The sequence below is a fragment of the Brevibacterium sp. Z349TD_9 genome (genome assembly GCF_056173565.1).
The window spans coordinates 2,131,532-2,149,666 of the sequence record NZ_CM149680.1; the positions used below are offsets into that span (position 1 = coordinate 2,131,532).

An 18,135-nucleotide genomic window follows, 5' to 3' on the forward strand; every position below is an offset into this window, starting at 1 on the left:
CTGGTCGCATGACATTTCTCCCATCAGGTCACGGTGCGCTCGTCTTCATCGCGTTCGAGGGACAGGATGCCGACGCCTCGGAGGCCGCGAGCTCTCTGGTCAAGGACCTCATCGACGCCTGGGCGCTCGACGACAGCGAGATCCTCGACACCGACGGCTTCTACGAGTTCCGCTTCTCCGAGCCCGAGATCGAACGCGACGAGACGGGCAGGGCGACCATCGCGTGGCCCGGCGTCGAGGTCCACCGCGGAGAGCATGCAGGCACCCCGGTGACCGTCATCCACGGGCACGAACCCGGGCTCAAATGGCGGGAGTTCCTCTCCCTCATCCTCGCCGAGGTCGGTGAGGACGATTCCGTCGTCCTCCTCGGCGGACTCCACGCAGAGGTCCCGCACACCCGTCCCTTCCCTGTCGTCGCGAACACCGAGGACCCGGAACTCGCCGCCGAGCTCGGGATCGAGATCAACAGCTACTCCGGTCCCATCGGCATCCTCGGGCTCCTCGGGGTGGCGTGCTCATGGCGCGGGCTCAAGTCGATCAACCTCTGGGTCGGCGTGCCCGACTACTTGAGCGACTCGCCGTCGCCGAAGGCGGAACTCGCTCTCGTCCGCGCCGTCGAACGGACCACGGGAGTCGAGATCGACATCCCGATCCTCGAGGAGGAGAGCCGGGCCTGGGAGCTCGGCGCCGATGAGGTGGTCTCCGCGAATCCGCAGCTGAGCGATCTCGTCAAGGAGCTCGAGGAGCGCATCGACGCCACCGAGCTGCCCGAGGCCAGCGGCGAAGCGATCGCCGCGGAGTTCGAACGCTACCTGCGCGGACGCGGCCGGGACAGGTAGGCGGCCGGGACCGGCAGCACGCGGTCTCAGTCGCGCAGGCGGATCCCGAGGAGGGAGTCGACGGCGTCGGCGACGCGGTCGCCGCTCACCGGTCCGGCATCCCCTGCCGGCGAGTCCGCGTAGTGCTCGGCCCATTCGTCGAGGATCCCGAGCGCCCGCGGGCTGTCGAGGTCGTCGGCGAGGGCTTCGCGCAGCAGTGCGATGATGTGTCCGCGCAGGCCCTCCCGGCATTCGGCCTCGCGGTCTGCGGCATGTCGCCATGCAGCGAGCCGCTTCTCCGCCGCCTCGAGCAGCTCGGGGGTGAACATCCAGTCGCTGCGGTAGTGGTTGGACAGGAGCACCGTGCGGATGACCATGGGGTCGACGCCCTCGGCGAGCAGCTGGGAGACGAGGACGAGGTTGCCCTTCGACTTGCTCATCTTCTCGCCCTGGTAGCCGACCATGCCCGTGTGCATGTAGGTCTTCGCGAGCGGACGGTGGAGCCATGCCGCACTGTGCGCGGCCCCCATCTCGTGGTGGGGGAAGACGAGGTCGCTGCCCCCGCCCTGGACGTCGACGGGCAGTCCGGCCTTCTCCTCGGCGATGACCGTGCACTCGATGTGCCAGCCGGGTCGGCCCGGTCCGAGGCTGCCCCCGTCCCAGGACGGTTCGCCGTCACGCGCGGCCCGCCACAGCAGCGGGTCGAGCGGGTTCTCCTTGCCCGGGGTCTCCGGATCTCCGCCGCGTTCGGCCGACAGCCGCAGCATCGTCGCCTTGTCGTCGTGGCTGACGCTGCCGAAGGGCGGCTGGACCGGGGTGGCGACCCGGTAGTAGACGTCGCCGGTCTCGAGCGTGTACGCCGCTCCGGCCTCGATGAGCGCCGCGACCGCCTCGGCGATCTGCGGGATCGATTCGACGACGCCGACATAGTCCTGCGGCGGGACGACGCGCAGCGCCTCCATGTCGTCGCGGAAGAGCTGGATCTGGGAGTCGGCGAGTTCGCGCCAGTCGACGCCGGTGGCTTCCGCGCGTTCGAGGAGGGGGTCGTCGACGTCAGTGGTGTTCTGGACGTAGACGACGTCGAGTCCGGCGTCGCGCCACACCCGACCGAGCAGATCGAAGGCGACGTAGGTGGCCGCATGCCCGAGGTGGGTCGCATCGTAGGGGGTGATCCCGCAGACGTAGAGGGTCGCCGTCCCGTCCTTGCCGGTGAGCTTCCGAGGACTGCGCGCCCCCGTGTCGAAGACCGTGGGCAGGATGCCGGGGGTGGACAGAGAGGGCAGTTCGGGAGCGGACCAAGACTTCACGCAGACCAGCCTAACCGAGAGGCCGGGATTCGAGCATTTCCTAGATCGGGGGCCACGGGATGACCGTGCGATCCCCCGGAGGCTCGGGGAAGGCGCCGGCCTCGGTGAGAGCCACGGCGCGGTCAGTGAGGGCGCTGATCTCCGCGGGAGCCAGGCACTCGCCGAGGCTCTCAGCGAGCTCGTCGGGCATGGCGGAGACGGCCTGCAGGGCCGCCGTCTCCGCGGCATCGAACGCTTCGCCCGCGAAGCCCCAGAGGACGGTGCGCAGCTTCTCGTCGGTGTGGAAGCTCAGTCCGTTGTCGATGCCGTAGGTGCTCTCGGCGTCGGGGTCGCCGGGCAGGGTGCTGCCGGTGATGATGTGTCCGGCCTTGCGGTCCGCGTTGCCGACGAGGAGGTCGAAGAAGGCGATGCGCCGCAGCCCCGCGCCGAGGCTGTGGGAGAGGACGAGGTCGCGTCCCTCCTCGGTGCGCAGAGCGAACATCGGCACGTACCCGTCGGGGATCTCGGCCACCCCGGTCAGTGCCACGGGGTCGTCGTCTCCGGCGTCCTCGACGTAGGCCTGCAGCGAGCCGGGTCCCGCCGGGAGGTCGGTGCGCAGGACGGTCGGGGGGACGACGCCGAGGTCGAGATGCCGGCTCAGTCGGTAGGACGCGACCTCCCGCAGCCCGAGCGTCCCGCGGGGGAAGTCCCGCAGCGGCCGCTCCCCCGACATCGGCTTGTAGACGGCTTTGAGTGTGTGCTCCCCGGATTCGACGACGACGAGGGAGGTGGCATTGCTCGCCCGTGGGATGTCGCCCATGAGCGTCGACTCGCCCTGGGTGAGAGCGGTCTCGATGAGGTCGCGGGTCATCCTCCGCGCTTCAGGCTCGGGCCACGCCGTTGGCGCGCGGGCAGAGGTGTCCCTCCGGCTCGAGCGGCAGCGAGCAGAACGGGCAGTCGCCGCGCCCGGCGGAGACGACCTGTTCGGCGCGGCGGGCGAACTCGCGGGCTCCGGCCGCGTCGAGGACGGTGCGCAGGACGTCGCGCTCGACCGCGTCGTCGTCGGGGTCGGCCGAGGTTCCCGCCTGCGCGTCCTCCTCGGTGAGTTCGAAGCATTCGACGACGAGTTCGTGGGCGACGGTGTCCCAGCCGAGGCTCATCGTCCCGACCCGGAACTCCGGGTCGATGGGGACGTTGAGACCGGCGTTGTCGATCCGGTCATCGATCGCCGTCTGCGGGACGCGGGCGGCGGGGTCCTTGATCATCACCATGTCGAGGAGCTCGGTGATGCGGTCGGCGAGGATCTCCACCTGCTCCTTCTCGACGATCACGGTCGTCAGCGCGGACCCGGACTTCGCCTGGAGGAGGAAGGTCCGCTCCCCCGGCAGACCGACCGTGCCGACGACGAAGCGATCAGGGGTGGGGTGATCGTAGAGTGAGGCCATGCCGTCTAGGGTAATTCAAAGCCGTCCTGCTCCCTCAACCCTAGGCTTCTCTCTCCCGCCTGGGATACATTTGAGTCATGAGCACAGATCCTCGTGAGGCCCTGGACGCATTCCTCGAAGCGGTGAGGGAGCACTTCGCCGCATCCGCGCACCGCAACGGAGACCAAGACCCTCGCGTCGAAGCCGCCTACATGGCACTCGCCGACGCCTTCGAGATCTACGAAGACGCCATCTACACCGCGTATGACGAGGTCACCCCCTTCGAGCTCTTCGACGATGTCGAGGATGCGAAGGCCGACGACGTTGAGGACGAGGACTACGACGAGTTCGGCGTCGCCGACGATGACGACGACGAGGACGAGGTCGACTCCCGGAGGTGAGCCGCTCAGGAGATCTGCTCGAGCACCTCGGCGATCTCCGGGGCGAGGGCGACGTCGCTGTCAAGGATCTGCGCGAGCTGCTCGGGGGTGCGTGCTGAGACGAGCGTCGAGGCAATCCCGCGGTCGCGGTTGAAGGCCAGGGCGATGTCGGTCGTGCTCACGCCGAGCGCCCCCGCCGCCCGACGCACCCCGGCAAGCACCTTCGCCGACCGGTCGTCGAGGTAGGCGGAGACGTAGTCGGAGAGCTCCCCGGCGAGACGGGAGTCCTGCGGGGTCGCCCGCTGATACTTGTCCGTGAGCACGCCGCGCCCGAGGCCGGCTCCAGCGATGATCCCCACTCCCGCGTAGTCGGCGGCGGGGACGAGGTCGGCGTCGGCATCGCGGTTGAGCAGCGAGTACTCGGTGAGAGCACAGGCGATCGGGATGCCCGCACCGCGCATCTCTGCGAGCTGCCAGCCCGTGTGGTGGGAGACGCCGACGTAGCGGACGGTGCCGAGGGTGAGCAGGGTGTCGATCGCCGAGGCGGTCTCGGAGCGGTCGACCTCTTCGTCGAAGACGTCGAGGACGAGGATGTCGAGATGGTCGCGCCCCGTGGTCTCGAGCAGCCGGCGCACCTGGTCGAGAATGCGGGCGCGCCCGAGGCCGAGCTCGATGTGGGAGGACTCACTGACCGAGACTCCGACCCGGCCGGCGAGCACGAGGTCATCGGGCAGGGTGAGCTGTCCGAGCACGGCGGCGGCGTGGAGGCCGGAGCTGGGGAGTTCGAGGAGATTCCCGCCCGCGGCGGCGAAGTCGTCGACGAGGCGCTGCGCCCCGTCCGCATCGACCCGGTGTCCCCATTCGAATGTGCCGAGGCCCACATCGCTGACGTCGAGACCGGTCGTGCCGAGGCGGTTGTGCTTCATGATTCTTGAGGTTACCCGATTCGCCGACTACCGTGGTCACGTTCCCCCACCCCCTTCTCAAGGAGACCCATGTACGACTGGCTCGTGGCCGCCGTGCTCGGAATCGTCCAGGCACTCACGGAATTCCTTCCGATCTCGTCGTCGGCGCACGTGCGCATCGTCGGGGAATGGCTGCTCCCGGGTCAGGACCCGGGCGCGTTCTTCACGGCGATCATCCAGATCGGCACGGAGGCCGCCGTCGTCGTCTACTTCTGGCACGACATCGTCTCCATCATCACCAAGTGGTGCAAGGCGCTGGTCGGCCGACACGATCGCAAGGACCCCGAGGTGCGGCTGGGCTGGCTCATCATCATCGGCTCGATCCCCATCGTCGTCATCGGCCTCCTCTTCCAGGACTACATCGAAGGCGCCTTCCGGAGCCTGTGGATCACGGCGACGATGCTCATCGTCTTCGGTCTCATCATCGGCTTCGCCGACTGGGTGGGCAAGAAGCAGTACACCCTCGATGACATGACGTGGGGGCAGGGCATCGTCTACGGTCTCGCGCAGGCACTCGCCGTCATTCCCGGCGTCTCCCGCTCCGGCGGGACGATCATGGCCGGTCGCTTCATGGGCTTCGAGCGCCCGGCCGCCGCCCGCTATTCGTTCCTCCTCGCGATCCCCGCCGTCCTCGGTTCGGGCTTCTACGGGATCTACAAGAGCCTCGGGGCCAACGACATGGTCCTCGGCTGGGGACCGACGATCCTCGCGACCGTCATCTCCTTCGGGCTCGGCCTCGTCGTCATCCACTGGTTCCTCGGCTACATCAAGACCCGGTCGTTCGCGATCTTCGTGTGGTACCGGGTGGCGCTCGGCATCCTCATCTACATCCTGCTCGCCACGAACGTCCTCCAGCCGCTCTGAGGCTCACGCGAGTCCACCGCCGCCGGGCACCCCTGACACGGAGAGCCCGGCGGCGGTGATCGACATCGCCGTCATCACCGGCATGCGTCCCGTGTAGTCGATGACGGTGAACGACCCGGGGGCCACCGACAGCCGCTGGAAGTCGTCGAGGGGCATGCCGAGCGCATCGGCGATGATCGCCTTGATGATGTCGCCGTGGGAGACGACCATCGCCCATTCGCGGAGGTCGCCGCCGTCCTTCCCAGCCTCTTCGGCGCTCGCCTGCGCGGCCTCGCGCTTCGCCTCCTCGACAGCACGGAGTTCGGCGACGAGCCCGGCGACGCCGGCCACCGCACGATCTGCCGCCTCGGTGATCGACTCCCCACCGGGGAAGCGCATCTGCGAGGCCCGCTGCGCCACGGTCTCCCACTCGGGGGTGGTGACGAGATCCTCGAGGCGGCGCCCCGTCCAGTCGCCGTAGTCGAGTTCGATGAAGTCCTCGGCCACCTCCGTCGTTCCGAATCCGGCGAAGCGGGCGGCGATCGCCGCCGTCTCCGCGCACCGCGTGAGCGGGGAATGGAGGAGGCGGGAGAAGTCGCTGCGCGGAAGCATCCGCAGTGTGTCCTCGAGAGCGCGGACTCCGTCCTCGGTCAGTGACACGCCGGGGGCGCGTCCGGCCAGTATCCCTGCCGTGTTCGCGCTCGAGAGTCCGTGCCTGAGGAGGACGATGACGGGCATACGATCCAGACTAGCCCACATCGTCTACAGTGGGCCTATGAAACGTCAGCGCCCGAGAATGACCTACGAGTACAGGTCGGTCTCCTTCTCCAAGGACGTCCCGCGCTCCGTCACGCTGCAGGAGCTCAACGACCAGGCCGAGTACGGCCAGTGGGAGCTTGCGCGGACCAGGATCACCGCGGGCGGCACCCGCACCGTGTGGCTGCGGCGCAAGATCATGCCGCTGCCTGCCGCCGGTTGACCGCAGCCTGCGGTTCCTCGGGCTCGGCTGGGCCCGGAGCATCCTCCCTCCTCACGCTGCTCACAGCGGGGTTCGTCACGATCGTCGCCGGTGCGGCGATGTCGCTCCAGGGGCGGGCGAACGGCCTGCTCGGCCCCGTCCTCGGTCACGCGGTCTTCGCCGCCCTCGTCTCCTTCGCCACCGGTCTCCTCATCGTCGGCGCCGTGCTCGTCTGCTCGCCACGGGCTCGGACCGGCACCGTCGTCCTCGTCCGTCTCGTGCGCTCCCGCAGGCTTCCGTGGTGGATGGTCCTCGGCGGACTCAGCGGGGCGCTCGTCGTCGTCGCACAGGCGACGACCGTGCCGATCATGGGCGTGGCGATGTTCACGATGGCCTTCGTCTCGGGGCAGGTCACCGGTGGACTCGTCGTCGACGCGACGAGGCTGCCGCCCGGTGGCCGACAGCGACCCACCCTGCTGCGCATCCTCGGCGTCCTCATCGTCCTGGCCGCCCTCGCCGTCGGCACCGAAGAGCGACTGGCGGGCGGAGTGCCGCTCTGGGCTCCCCTGCTTCCCTTCGCCTCGGGGACCCTCACCGCCGTCCAGCAGGCATTCAACGGTCGGATCCGAGCCGCCTCCGGCTCGGCGCTCGTCGCGACCGCCACGAACTTCGCGACGGGGCTGCTCGCCCTCGTCCTCGCCACCGCCCTCGTCATGGCCGCAGGTGCACGGTGGACGGACTTCCCCACCGCACCGGGTCAGTGGTGGCTGCTCCTCGGCGGGGCATTCGGGGTCGTCTTCATCGGGCTGACCTCACTCACGGTCGCCCGCCTCGGCGTGCTCCTGCTCAGCCTCTTCTCGCTCTTCGGCAACCTGCTCGGGGCGATGCTCCTCGACGCCCTGCTGCCGCTGCCGGGCTCGCTCGTGAGCGTGACGACGGTGCTCAGCGCCGCAGGAGTGCTCGCGGGGATCGCGGTGACGATCACGCCTTCATCAGGAAGTCGCCGAGGACGCGGGTCCCGAACGTGAGGGCGTCGACGGGCACCCGCTCATCGACCCCGTGGAACATCGCGGGGAAGTCGAGGTCGCCGGTCAGGCGCAGCGGCGCGAAGCCGTAGCCGGCGATGCCGAGCTCGGACAGCGACTTGTTGTCGGTGCCTCCGGAGAGCGTGTACGGCAGGATCGCCGCCTCGGGGTCGGCGCTGCGCAGGCTCGCCTGCATCTGCGCGACGAGGGGAACCTCGAACGGGGCTTCGAGAGCGGGACCCTCCTCGTTGACCTCGATGTCGATGCCCTCCCCCGCGAGCTCCTTGATCGTGAGCATAACGTCCTCGTGCTGACCGGGCAGCGTGCGGCAGTCGACGTAGCCGGTCGCAGTCCCGGGGATGACGTTGTGCTTGTAGCCGGCGTCGAGGTAGGTCGGGTTCGACGTGTTCTGCAGGGTCGGAGCGACGAACTTCTCGACCGAGCCCAGTTCGGCGAGCAGTTCACCGATCGTCTCTGCGGTGAAGGGGATGCCGGTCATCTCGGAGACGCCTTCGAGCAGCTGCCGGGTCGCGATCGGGATCTCCTGCGGCCACTCGTGTTCGCCGATGCGCGCGATCGCCGCGGCGAGACGGGTGACGGGGTTGTCGTCGTTGCGCTGCGACCCGTGCCCGGCGGAGCCGTGGGCGATGAGGTTGAGCCAGGCGAGGCCCTTCTCCGCGGTCTGGATGAGGTAGACCCGCTGACCGCGGATGTCGACGGAGTAGCCGCCGACCTCGGAGACCGCCTCGGTGGCACCGCGGAAGAACTCGGGATGGTTGCGCACGACGTACCGGGCACCGTACTCACCGCCGGCCTCCTCGTCGGCGAAGAACGCGACGATGATGTCACGGCGCGGGGTCAGACCCTGGCGGACCATGTCACGCACGGAGGCGATGATCATCGCGTCCATGTCCTTCATGTCCACGGCGCCGCGGCCCCAGAGGAGCCCGTCCTTGATGGTGCCGGCGAAGGGGTCGACGCTCCAGTCCTCGGCGGCGGCCGGGACGACGTCGGTGTGACCGTGGACGACGAGCGCGGGAGCGGTCGCATCGGCACCGGGGATGCGCGTGACGAGGGACGCCCGGCCGGGAGCGGATTCGACGATCGTCGAGTCCAGCCCCACCTCGGCGAACCAGGACTCGATGAGCTCGGCGGCCGGCCGTTCGGGGTTGGCCTTGTTCCCGCCCCAGTTCTGCGTGTCGATGCGGATGAGCTGCTGGCACAGGGAGGTCACCTCGGCCTCGGCGGTGCTGAAGTCGAACACTGTCGATCCCCTTCGTTGCGGCGTGCTGGACAGGATCCACGTTATCCCACACGCGACCGGACGCGAGGACCGGGTGCCGAGGACCGGGTGCGTGAGGACCGACAGTCCTGTGAATGACGGAAGGCCCTCCCGGATCTCTCCGGAAGGGCCTTCTCTGTTGTGCGCGAAGGGGGACTTGAACCCCCACGTCCGATAAGTTGGACACTAGCACCTCAAGCTAGCGCGTCTACCAATTCCGCCACCCGCGCTGGCAACAGGAATTACTCTACACGCCATCTCCGGCGACGCAAAATCGAATCGGCACTATGTGAGCGACCCCACATGACGAGGCCCCTGACCACGGCGTTCATGCCGTCGTCAGGGGCACGTCATGGGGCGTTCACCGGCGGGCTCACCGGTGCCGGTCACCGACGGGCTCGCCGGTGCCGGTCAGCCCTCGATCGCCTCGACGGAGGAGAGGACGTGCGGCTTGCCCTTGGCCGGGTCGAAGACCGCGAACCGGGCGCTCTCGTGCCGGTGGCCTGCGGTGAAGGCGAACCCGACCGTCGAGGGCAGGAGGATCGGCTTGGCGAACGAGACGTCCCACCGGTAGGCATCGAGCCTCGGGTCGGCGACCGCGAGTGCCCGGGATGCCGTGTACATGCCGTGGGCGATGACGCGGGGGAACCCGAAGCCGCGGGCGGCGAGCCCGTTGAGGTGGATCGGGTTGTAGTCCCCGGAGGCCTTCGCGTAGCGCTGTCCGATGATCGGGTCGAGCCGCCACAGCGCGGTCGGCCGCGGAGCGACGAAGTCCTCGCGCTCGGGCTGCTCCTGGGGTTTCGCCCCGTCGAGGTGCTTGCCCTTCGCGAGGTACGTCGTCGTCTCCGTCACGGCGAGTTCGCCGTCGACCGAGGCGCGCATGACGACGTCGATCGTCGTGCCCGCCGGGTGGGTGAAGGGTCCGGCGAGGGAGACGTTGAGGTCGACGACGTCACCGATGCGCACCGGCCGGTGGACGTCCATCCGGTTGCGCACATGGACCATGCCCACCAGCGGCAGCGGCACCGCCGGGTCGGCGAGGAGCTGCATGCTCAGCGGGAACGCGAGGATGTGGAGGTAGCCGGGGTGGACGGTGTCGGTCAGCGGCGCTTCGACGACCCGGGTGAACCCGGCGTACGCGGTCGCCTCGAGGGCGACGCTGCGCCCGATCTCCCGGTCCGGGAGTGAGGCGCCCGGCTGCGGACCGAACGGCAGGGCCTTGACGAGGGCCTTCGCATAGACGGGAAGCATGCTCATCACGCACCCACCATGTTCTGACCGCACACCCGCAGGGTCTGTCCGTTGATCCCGCGCGCCGAGGCCGAGGCGAGGAACGCGATGGTCTCGGCGACGTCGACGGGCAGTCCGCCCTGCTGGAGGCTCGAGAGGCGACGGGCGACCTGACGGGTGAGCGCGGGCATCGCCGCAGTCATGTCGGTCTCGATGAACCCGGGGGCGACCGCATTGGCCGTGCCCCCGAGTGCCGCGAAGTCCCTCGCCGAGGCGGCCGTGAGTCCGATGACCCCGGCCTTCGACGTCGCGTAGTTCGTCTGCCCGCGGTTGCCCGCGATCCCCGAGGTCGAGGCCAGGGAGACGACCTGCGCCCCCTCGGCGAAGCGGCCCTCATCGAGCAGGCGGGCGTTGATCCGCGCCTGGGAGGCGATATTGACGGCGATGACGGAATCCCACCGGGAGGCGTCCATGTTCGCCAGCAGCTTGTCCCGGGTGATCCCCGCATTGTGGACGAGGATGTCGACGCGACCCCCGGCCGCCTCGGCGATGGCGTCGGCGGCACCGTCTGCGGTGATGTCGAGCTGCAGGGACTTCCCGCCGACGGCGTTGATCACCTGCGCCAGGGCCTGCCCGGCCTGGGGCATGTCGACGCCGATGATGTGGGCGCCGTCGCGGGCGAGGACACGGGCCACCTCGGCGCCGATGCCGCGGGCGGCACCGGTGACCACGGCCGTGCGCCCCGCCAGAGGGCCGTCCGTGCCGGTGGCGAGGAACTGCGCATCGGTGGCCGCGGTACCGGCACCGGATCCGACGGTGAGGAACTGCCCATCGACGTACGCGGACTTGCCCGAGAGGAGGAACCACAGGGCGGCGGTGACCGAAGGGGCGTCGATGCCGACGCCGGGTCCGAGCAGGATGCCGTTGGCCGTCGCACCCCGGCGCATCTCATGGGCGAGCGACCGGGTGAAGCCGGTCAGCCCCTGCGCGGTCGCGGCGAGCTGCGGGTCCTGCTCGTCCGGGTCGAGGGCCGGTGAGATCGTGACGACCCGGCCGCACTTCGCCAGCGAACGCAGCGCGCCGCCGACGGCGAGGACGGTCTCCGAGAGCCCCTCGGGGGTCGCTGCCTCGTCGAGGACGGCGATGATCGCCCGCAGCGATTCGCCCGCTACCGCGTGCCTGCGGACCTCGAAGCCGTTGTCGAGGAGCAGGTCGGCGATCGTCTGTGCTCCTGAGCCCGGACCGAGCACGAGCACGGGCTTGCGCCGGTACGACTCCGGAGTGGAGTCGAAGCGCTGGAGTTCGACGGGCTGGGGCAGCCCGAGGGTCTTGGCGACCTTGCCGAGCGGTCCGCTCATGAGGTCGAGGTAGGTGTCCTTCATGCTGCCTCCACGATCGCGGTGAGTCCCTGTCCGCCTGCGGCGCAGATCGAGACGAGGGAGCGCTTCTTTCCGGTGAGCTTGAGGTACTTCGCCGTCGTCGCGATGATGCGCCCGCCGGTGGCGGCGAAGGGGTGCCCGGCGGCGAGCGACGAGCCGAGCGGGTTGAGCTTCGTCCTGTCGATCGTGCCGAAGGGTCCGTCGAGGCCGAGCTTCTCGCGGCTGAACTCCTCGGACTCCCAGGCCGCGAGGTGGCAGAGGACGGTCGAGGCGAAGGCCTCGTGGATCTCGAAGACATCGAAGTCCTCGAACGTGAGCCCGTTGCGCGCGAGCAGGCGGGGCACCGCGTAGGCCGGGGCCATGAGGAGGCCCTCGGCGCCGTCGACGAAGTCCACGGCGGCGGCCTCGGCGTCGACGATCCGGGCCAGCGGGGTGAAGCCGTGGTCGGCGGCCCACTCCTCGCTGCCGAGCAGGACGGAGGCTGCGCCGTCGGTGAGCGGCGTCGAGTTGCCTGCGGTCATCGTCGCCGGCTCCGGCAGGCGCTTGCCGAAGACCGGGGAGAGCTTCGCGAGGGACTCGAGGCTCGAGTCGGCCCGGAGGTTCGTGTCCCGGCTCACCCCGAGGTAGGGGGTGACGAGGTCGTCGAAGAAGCCCTCGTCCCACGCGCGGGCAAGTCCCTGGTGGGAGGCCAGCGCGAGTTCGTCCTGCGCTTCCCGGCTGATCCCCCAGGCGGCGGTCGTGATCGCCTGGTGCTCACCCATGCTCAGGCCCGTCCGCGGCTCACCGGTCGACGGGGCCTGCGGAGCGAGGTAGGCGGGCCGGATCTGGGCGGCGATGCGCATCCGCTGGGTGAGCGTCTTAGCGCGGGAGAGTTCGAGGAGGATCTCGCGCAGCGAGTCCCCGACGACGATCGGGGCGTCGGAGGCGGAGTCGACGCCCGCGGCGATGCCGGACTCGATCTGTCCGGCGTTGATCTTGTTCGTCAGGCTCACGACGGTCTCGAGTCCGGTCGCACAGGCCTGGCCGATGTCGAAGGCCGGAGTCGTCGGGGACAGTGCCGATCCGAGCACGGCCTCACGGGTGAGGTTGAAGTCCTTCGAGTGCTTGAGCACGGCACCGCCGGCGACTTCGCCCATCGTCTCCCCGGCGAGGCCGAAGCGGGCGACGAGGCCGTCGATCGTCGAGGTGAGCATGTCGAGGTTGCTCGCCTTCGCGTACTGCTTGTTCGAGCGGGCGAAGGGGATGCGGTTGCCGCCGAGGATGACGGCGCGGTGGGTGGGAGCGGACATTGGCACCTCCGTTGAGTGGAATTAGCTGATACCGACAGTACCTGATACCGTCTGTAACATGAAATCGCTCACAGACGGCCGCTCGACGAGGTGGCAGGAGCACCGCGACTCCCGCCGGCGCGAGCTGCTGCGCACCGTCCGCCACGTCGTCGACGAACGCGGCGACGACCTCTCGATGGAGCAGATCTCGGAGTTCTCCGGGACGACGAAAGCCGTGCTCTACCGCTACTTCACCGATCGTGCGGGTCTCCAGGAGGCGATGGGCGACTGGGCGATGCAGGTGATCGCGAACTCCCTCGACGAAGCCAGCACCACCGTCGCCGACTCCGACGACGCACGACCCGTCGACCGCCGGGACACCCTCGAGGCGATGATCCGCGCCTTCGTCGGCCTCGCCGCGGGAGCACCGAACGTCTACCGGTTCTGCGACCAGGCCGTGGGCCGCTTCGATCCCGGCGAGCAGGGCGGTTTCTTCTCCGAGGTCGCCGACCTGCTGGCCGAACGCCTCGACCTCGACGTCACCGACTCTCGGTTCGACGGCGACGACGGCAGGCTCTGGGCGGCCGGCGCCATCGGCTTCGTCCGTGCCGCGACGGAGACCTGGCTCAAGTCACCGGGCTCCCCCGACGCCTTCGCCGCCTCGGTGAGCACGTGGCTCTGGGCCTCGCTGCCGCCCGAAGCCGGGGCGGCACTCCCAGCCCCCTGACCCCCTCAGCCCATCCACTCGTCCGCACCCATCAGATCAGGAGCATCCGCATGAACGACTTCGCCCTCGACCTCGATCCGACAGCCATCCAGACCATCCTCGACGGCGACTGGGCCGACGCCCGGCACCTCGGCAGGCAGCTCGCCCTCGATGAGACCACCCATCTCGACCCGGCCGACGACCTCGAGACGACCCGGGCGACGACGCTCACCGCCGTCGGACTCATGGCCGCCACCGAACTCCCCATGGCCGCGCTTCCCGCCGCCCTCGGCGGGACGAACGAACATGCGCGCACTGTCGCCGGGTTCGAGGAGACGGTGACCGCCTCGCCGAGCCTCCAGATCAAGGCCGGCGTCCAGTTCGGCCTCTTCGGCGGGGCGATTCTTCACCTCGGCAACCCCGACCAGCACGCGCAGTGGCTTGTGCCCGCCCAGAAGGGCCAGCTGCTCGGCTCGTTCGCGATGACCGAGATCGGCCACGGCTCCGACGTCGCGGCGATCGGCACGACCGCGACCTTCGACCCGGAGACCGACGAGTTCGTCATCGACACGCCCTTCACGGCGGCGACGAAGGAGTACATCGGCAACGCCGCGCGCGACGCCCGTGCCGCCGTCGTCTTCGCCCAGCTCATCACCGCAGGCGTCAACCACGGGGTGCATGCGCTCTTCGTGCCCGTGCGCACCGAGGCCGGAGAGCCGATGCCGGGCGTGAGCATCTCCGACGACGGCTTCAAGGGCGGACTCAGAGGCGTCGACAACGGACGCTTCGCCTTCGACGCGGTCCGCGTCCCGCGCACGAACCTCCTCGACCGCTACGGCGCTGTCGACGAGACCGGCGCCTACACCTCGCCGATCGACTCCCCCGGACGCCGGTTCTTCACGATGCTCGGCACCCTCGTCCAGGGCCGGGTCTCCCTCGACGGCGCCGCGGTCGTCGCGAGCAAGCTCGCCCTCGACATCGCCGTGCGCTACGGCCTCGAACGCAAGCAGTTCACGACCGTCGACGACTACACCGAGACGACCCTGCTCGACTACCAGCAGCACCAGCGCCGACTCATGCCCGCGCTCGCCGCGACCTACGCTTCGGCACTCGCCCACGAGAAGCTGCTCACCTCGTTCGAGGAGGTCTTCTCCGGGGCCGACGACAGCGAGGAGAACCGTGCCCTGCTCGAGACCCGAGCGGCGGCCTTCAAGGCCGATTCGACGTGGATGGCCCTCGACGTCATCCAGGAGTGCCGCGAGGCCTGCGGCGGGGCCGGCTTCATGGCCGAGAACCGCCTCGTCGGCCTCCGGGCGGACATGGACGTCTACGTCACCTTCGAGGGCGACAACACCGTCCTCCTCCAGCTCGTCGCCAAGCGCATCCTCGGCGACTACGCGAAGGAGTTCGCGCACATCGACGTCGGCGGCGCCGCCCGCTACATCGGCACTCAGGCCGCCGAACACACGCTCTACCGCACGGGTCTCGCCAACGCCGGACTCGCGATCTCCGACGTCTTCACCCCCAATCTCTCAGAGCGGCGGATCCGTTCGGGTCGTCTCCAGCGCACCCTCCTCGAATCCCGCCTCGAGGTCATGGTCTCCGGGCTGGCCGCTGCACTGCGCCCGGCGGCGAGGCTGTCCCCGGAGAAGGCCGCCGAGCTCTTCAACTCCCAGCAGCACGAACTCGTCGAGATGGCCCGCGCGTATGTCGAACTCGAGAAGTGGAAGGCCATCGACGAGGCGATGAAGGAGCAGAAGGACCCCGCGCAGGAGAAGATCTTCCGTCGCCTCCGCGACACCTACGGCCTCAGCCTCATCGAGAAGCACATGGGCTGGCACCTCATGTACGGTCGCCTCCCGATGTCGCGGGCCCGGCAGGTCGGCGAGACCCTCAACCGGCTGTGCGCGAAGCTCGCGGCCAACGCCCTCGACCTCGTCGACGCCTTCGGCTACGGCGATGATCACCGACGCGCGACGATCGCCACGGGCATCGAGGCCGAACGTCAGGCCGAGGCCGCCGCCTACTACCGTCGCGCCCGCGCCCAGCGGGACTACCCGGTCCCGGAGAAGCAGCTGCGGAAGACCGGTTCCCGCACCGCCTGAACCCGGACGCACCCGGACCCCGGGCTTGGCCCGTCCCGCTGAGTCCGCCCACACTGAGCCCGCCGCACAGCGCTTCTGCGCCGCGGCGGGCTCAGCTGGTGAGGAAGTCCCGCAGCGCCGCGGAGACGGCGACCGCCTCGGTGAGGAACCCATCGTGACCGACCGCCGAGTCGATGGTCCGATGCTCGACCCTTCCGGGCAGGTTGGCGGCGAGCTGCGCGACCTGACTCGGCGGGAAGAGCCGATCGGAGGAGACGGAGATGACGAGGCTGTCGGTGCAGGCCTCGGCCAGGGCCGTCCGGAGGTCGGCGGAGCGTCCGGTGCGCACATCGTGGTCGCGCAGGGCTCGGGTGAGCAGGATGTAGCTGTGGGGGTCGAAGCGAGCGGTGAGCTTCTTCGCCTGATGGTCGAGGTAGGAGGTGACCTCGTAGTAGTCCGCCGACCGCAGCCGGCGGGAGAAGCGGTCGTTGAGGTCGGCGTCGTTGCGATAGGTGAGATGGGCGATCTGCCGGGCGAGTCCGAGACCGGCGGCCGGGAAGCGCCCGATCGCCTGGTAGTCGCCCGAACAGTAGTCGGGATCGAGCTCGATCGCCCGCTCCTGCATCATCGCCCACGCGATCTGGTCGGCGTCGACGAAGGCCGGGGCGGCGATGATCGCGCACTTCGCGGTCTTGCGCCGATCGAGGAGACCGAACTCGAGGGCCCTGGCCCCTCCCATCGAGCCCCCGATGACGGCGTGCCAGGTCTCGATGCCGAGGATCTGGGTGAGGTTGTGCTCGAGGCGGGCCATGTCCCTGATCGTCACCGTGGGGAACCTCGACCCGTAGGGCAGGCCGTCGGAGAAGGGCGACTGCGGGCCCGTCGTGCCCGAACAGCCGCCGAGGGCGTTCGCGCAGACGACGAAGTACTCATCCGTGTCGACGGCCTGACCGGGGCCGACGACCCCGGACCACCAGTCGGTGGCCCGGGTGTCGCCGGTGAGCGCATGCTCGATGAGGATCGCGTTCGACCGGTCGGCGTTGAGCGTGCCGAAGGTCTCATAGGCGATCTCGACGGTGCCGAACGTGTGCCCGGAGTCGGTGGTGAAGCCGAGGATCCGCTCGACGGAGGTGCTGCGAATGGTCATCTCAGGCGGCGGTGGACTGCGTCGCCGCGGCCGCGGCGAAGCCGGCGTCGAGGTCGGCGATGATGTCGTCGATGCCCTCGAGGCCCACGGACAGGCGCACAAGCGCGGGGTTGACCCCGGCCGCGGCCTGCACGGCCTCGTCGAGCTGCGAATGGGTCGTCGAGGCCGGATGGATGACGAGCGAGCGGACATCGCCGATGTTGGCCACGAGGGAATGGAGCTCGAGGGCGTCGACGAAGGCGACCGCGGCATCGAAGCCGCCGGCGATGTCGAAGGCGAGGACCGAGCCCACACCCTGGGGCAGGTAGGTCTGTGCGCGCTCGTGCCAAGGGCTCGACTCGAGGCCGGCGTAGGCGACGCGGGTGACCTGGTCGTGTCCCTCGAGGTAGGCGGCGACCTTCTCGGCGTTGGCGACGTGGCGTTCGATGCGCAGGCTCAGCGTCTCCAGGCCCTGGGCGATGAGGAAGGCGTTGAACGGGCTGATCGCCGGACCGAGGTCGCGCAGCAGCTGGACGCGCAGCTTGAGCCCGTAGGAGACGTTCGCCCCGAACGGCGAGTCCGCTCCCAGGTCGCGGGCGTAGACGAGCCCGTTGTAGGAGGCGTCCGGGGTGGTGAAGCCGGGGAACCGGTCCGGATGGGCACCGTAGTCGAAGGTGCCGCCGTCGACGACGACCCCGGCGATCGAGGTGCCGTGCCCGCCGAGGTACTTCGTCGCCGAATGGACGACGACGTCGGCGCCGTGCTCGATGGGCCGCACGAGGTACGGGGTGGCGAGCGTGTTGTCGACGACGAGGGGGACGCCTGCGGTGTGGGCGATGTCGGCGACCGCGGTGATGTCGAGGATGTCGGAGCGGGGGTTGGAGACGACCTCGGCGAAGAAGAGCTTCGTGTTCTCCTGCACCGCGTCCTGCCACGCGTCGAGGTCGTCGACGTCGACGAAGGTGGTCTCGATGCCGAGCCTGCGCAGGGTGACGTCGAGGAGGTTGTACGTGCCGCCGTAGAGGCTCTTCGAAGCCACGACGTGGTCGCCTGATTCGGCGATGTTGGCGATGGCGAGGAACTCCGCGGACTGTCCCGAGGCGGTGAGGACGGCGTGGACGCCGCCTTCGAGATCGGCGATGCGGTTCTCGACGACCTCGGTCGTCGGGTTGGTGATGCGGGTGTAGATCGGTCCGAGCTCAGCGAGGGCGAACCGGTTCTTCGCCTGGTCGTTGTCGGCGAAGACGTACGAGGTGGTCTGGTGGATGGGCAGGGCGCGCGCGCCCGTCGCAGGGTCGGGGACCTGTCCGGCGTGGATCTGGCGGGTTTCGAATGACTGGGCCATGGCTTCTCCTTCGCAG

General features: G+C 69.4%; 18 protein-coding genes and 1 tRNA gene. 7 read left to right on the forward strand and 12 right to left on the reverse strand.

What is annotated here, in order from left to right; genetic code table 11:
- The first annotated feature begins 8 nt into the window (after nucleotides 1-8).
- Nucleotides 9-839 (forward strand): proteasome assembly chaperone family protein, encoded by an 831-nt coding sequence (locus AC0VYB_RS10025; protein WP_009375831.1) that lies wholly within the window; start codon nucleotides 9-11, stop codon nucleotides 837-839.
- A gap of 26 nt (nucleotides 840-865) precedes the next feature.
- On the opposite strand, the gene mshC is transcribed toward AC0VYB_RS10025, so the two are convergent.
- The 3 genes from mshC to AC0VYB_RS10040 are packed head-to-tail and all read right to left on the reverse strand — an operon-like array spanning nucleotide 866 to nucleotide 3,549.
- Nucleotides 866-2,125: a cysteine--1-D-myo-inosityl 2-amino-2-deoxy-alpha-D-glucopyranoside ligase gene (gene mshC / locus AC0VYB_RS10030; RefSeq protein WP_009375833.1), complete on the reverse strand. Its 1,260-nt coding sequence runs from the start codon at nucleotides 2,123-2,125 to the stop codon at nucleotides 866-868.
- 40 nt (nucleotides 2,126-2,165) lie between these two features.
- Nucleotides 2,166-2,975, reverse strand: coding sequence for an SCO1664 family protein (locus tag AC0VYB_RS10035; RefSeq protein WP_009375835.1), 810 nt, complete (start codon nucleotides 2,973-2,975; stop codon nucleotides 2,166-2,168).
- A 10-nt stretch (nucleotides 2,976-2,985) separates the two neighbouring features.
- Entirely contained in the window at nucleotides 2,986-3,549 is a 564-nt protein-coding gene (locus AC0VYB_RS10040) for a DUF3090 domain-containing protein (protein WP_009375837.1), read from the reverse strand.
- A gap of 77 nt (nucleotides 3,550-3,626) precedes the next feature.
- Here AC0VYB_RS10040 and AC0VYB_RS10045 point away from each other — a divergent pair, with 77 nt between their 5' ends.
- Nucleotides 3,627-3,929 carry a hypothetical protein gene (locus AC0VYB_RS10045; RefSeq protein WP_009375840.1) on the forward strand — a complete coding sequence of 101 codons (303 nt, stop codon included), beginning with the start codon at nucleotides 3,627-3,629 and terminating at the stop codon, nucleotides 3,927-3,929.
- Nucleotides 3,930-3,934: 5 nt separating this feature from the next.
- On the opposite strand, the gene AC0VYB_RS10050 is transcribed toward AC0VYB_RS10045, so the two are convergent.
- Nucleotides 3,935-4,834, reverse strand: a complete 900-nt coding sequence (locus tag AC0VYB_RS10050; RefSeq protein WP_009375843.1) for an aldo/keto reductase — start codon at nucleotides 4,832-4,834, stop codon at nucleotides 3,935-3,937.
- Nucleotides 4,835-4,903: 69 nt separating this feature from the next.
- Between AC0VYB_RS10050 and AC0VYB_RS10055 the strand changes: the two genes are divergently transcribed.
- Entirely contained in the window at nucleotides 4,904-5,737 is an 834-nt protein-coding gene (locus tag AC0VYB_RS10055) for an undecaprenyl-diphosphate phosphatase (RefSeq protein WP_009375845.1), read from the forward strand.
- A gap of 3 nt (nucleotides 5,738-5,740) precedes the next feature.
- On the opposite strand, the gene AC0VYB_RS10060 is transcribed toward AC0VYB_RS10055, so the two are convergent.
- Nucleotides 5,741-6,454: a histidine phosphatase family protein gene (locus AC0VYB_RS10060; RefSeq protein WP_009375847.1), complete on the reverse strand. Its 714-nt coding sequence runs from the start codon at nucleotides 6,452-6,454 to the stop codon at nucleotides 5,741-5,743.
- A 37-nt stretch (nucleotides 6,455-6,491) separates the two neighbouring features.
- Between AC0VYB_RS10060 and AC0VYB_RS10065 the strand changes: the two genes are divergently transcribed.
- Both AC0VYB_RS10065 and AC0VYB_RS10070 read left to right on the forward strand, forming a co-directional pair.
- Nucleotides 6,492-6,695 (forward strand): DUF5703 family protein, encoded by a 204-nt coding sequence (locus AC0VYB_RS10065; RefSeq protein WP_176472425.1) that lies wholly within the window; start codon nucleotides 6,492-6,494, stop codon nucleotides 6,693-6,695.
- Nucleotides 6,692-7,702 carry a DMT family transporter gene (locus AC0VYB_RS10070; RefSeq protein WP_009375851.1) on the forward strand — a complete coding sequence of 337 codons (1,011 nt, stop codon included), beginning with the start codon at nucleotides 6,692-6,694 and terminating at the stop codon, nucleotides 7,700-7,702. Before AC0VYB_RS10065 ends, AC0VYB_RS10070 begins: the two co-directional genes overlap by 4 nt.
- Here AC0VYB_RS10070 and AC0VYB_RS10075 read toward each other — a convergent pair.
- From AC0VYB_RS10075 to AC0VYB_RS10095, 5 genes are all read right to left on the reverse strand, one after another.
- Nucleotides 7,656-8,963, reverse strand: coding sequence for a M20/M25/M40 family metallo-hydrolase (locus tag AC0VYB_RS10075; RefSeq protein WP_009375853.1), 1,308 nt, complete (start codon nucleotides 8,961-8,963; stop codon nucleotides 7,656-7,658). The two genes, AC0VYB_RS10070 and AC0VYB_RS10075, sit on opposite strands and share 47 nt — an antisense overlap.
- A 160-nt stretch (nucleotides 8,964-9,123) precedes the next feature.
- A tRNA-Leu gene (locus tag AC0VYB_RS10080) sits at nucleotides 9,124-9,211 on the reverse strand.
- A gap of 181 nt (nucleotides 9,212-9,392) precedes the next feature.
- Nucleotides 9,393-10,238, reverse strand: coding sequence for a MaoC/PaaZ C-terminal domain-containing protein (locus AC0VYB_RS10085; protein ID WP_009375856.1), 846 nt, complete (start codon nucleotides 10,236-10,238; stop codon nucleotides 9,393-9,395).
- Complete coding sequence (locus tag AC0VYB_RS10090; protein WP_009375858.1) at nucleotides 10,238-11,593, reverse strand: 3-oxoacyl-ACP reductase; 1,356 nt, start codon at nucleotides 11,591-11,593, stop codon at nucleotides 10,238-10,240. Before AC0VYB_RS10090 ends, AC0VYB_RS10085 begins: the two co-directional genes overlap by 1 nt.
- On the reverse strand, nucleotides 11,590-12,879 hold the full coding sequence (locus tag AC0VYB_RS10095; protein ID WP_009375861.1) for an acetyl-CoA C-acetyltransferase: 1,290 nt from the start codon (nucleotides 12,877-12,879) through the stop codon (nucleotides 11,590-11,592). The genes AC0VYB_RS10090 and AC0VYB_RS10095 overlap by 4 nt, the downstream gene beginning before the upstream one ends.
- A 58-nt stretch (nucleotides 12,880-12,937) precedes the next feature.
- On the opposite strand from AC0VYB_RS10095, the gene AC0VYB_RS10100 reads away from it, so the two are divergent.
- Complete coding sequence (locus AC0VYB_RS10100) at nucleotides 12,938-13,585, forward strand: TetR/AcrR family transcriptional regulator (RefSeq protein WP_101623749.1); 648 nt, start codon at nucleotides 12,938-12,940, stop codon at nucleotides 13,583-13,585.
- Nucleotides 13,586-13,635: 50 nt separating this feature from the next.
- Complete coding sequence (locus tag AC0VYB_RS10105; RefSeq protein WP_009375868.1) at nucleotides 13,636-15,669, forward strand: acyl-CoA dehydrogenase family protein; 2,034 nt, start codon at nucleotides 13,636-13,638, stop codon at nucleotides 15,667-15,669.
- 91 nt (nucleotides 15,670-15,760) lie between these two features.
- Here AC0VYB_RS10105 and metX read toward each other — a convergent pair whose 3' ends face one another.
- Nucleotides 15,761-16,795 (reverse strand): homoserine O-acetyltransferase MetX, encoded by a 1,035-nt coding sequence (gene metX / locus AC0VYB_RS10110; RefSeq protein ID WP_009375871.1) that lies wholly within the window; start codon nucleotides 16,793-16,795, stop codon nucleotides 15,761-15,763.
- 1 nt (nucleotide 16,796) lies between these two features.
- Complete coding sequence (locus AC0VYB_RS10115; protein ID WP_009375873.1) at nucleotides 16,797-18,119, reverse strand: bifunctional o-acetylhomoserine/o-acetylserine sulfhydrylase; 1,323 nt, start codon at nucleotides 18,117-18,119, stop codon at nucleotides 16,797-16,799.
- Between the last annotated feature and the right edge of the window lie 16 nt (nucleotides 18,120-18,135).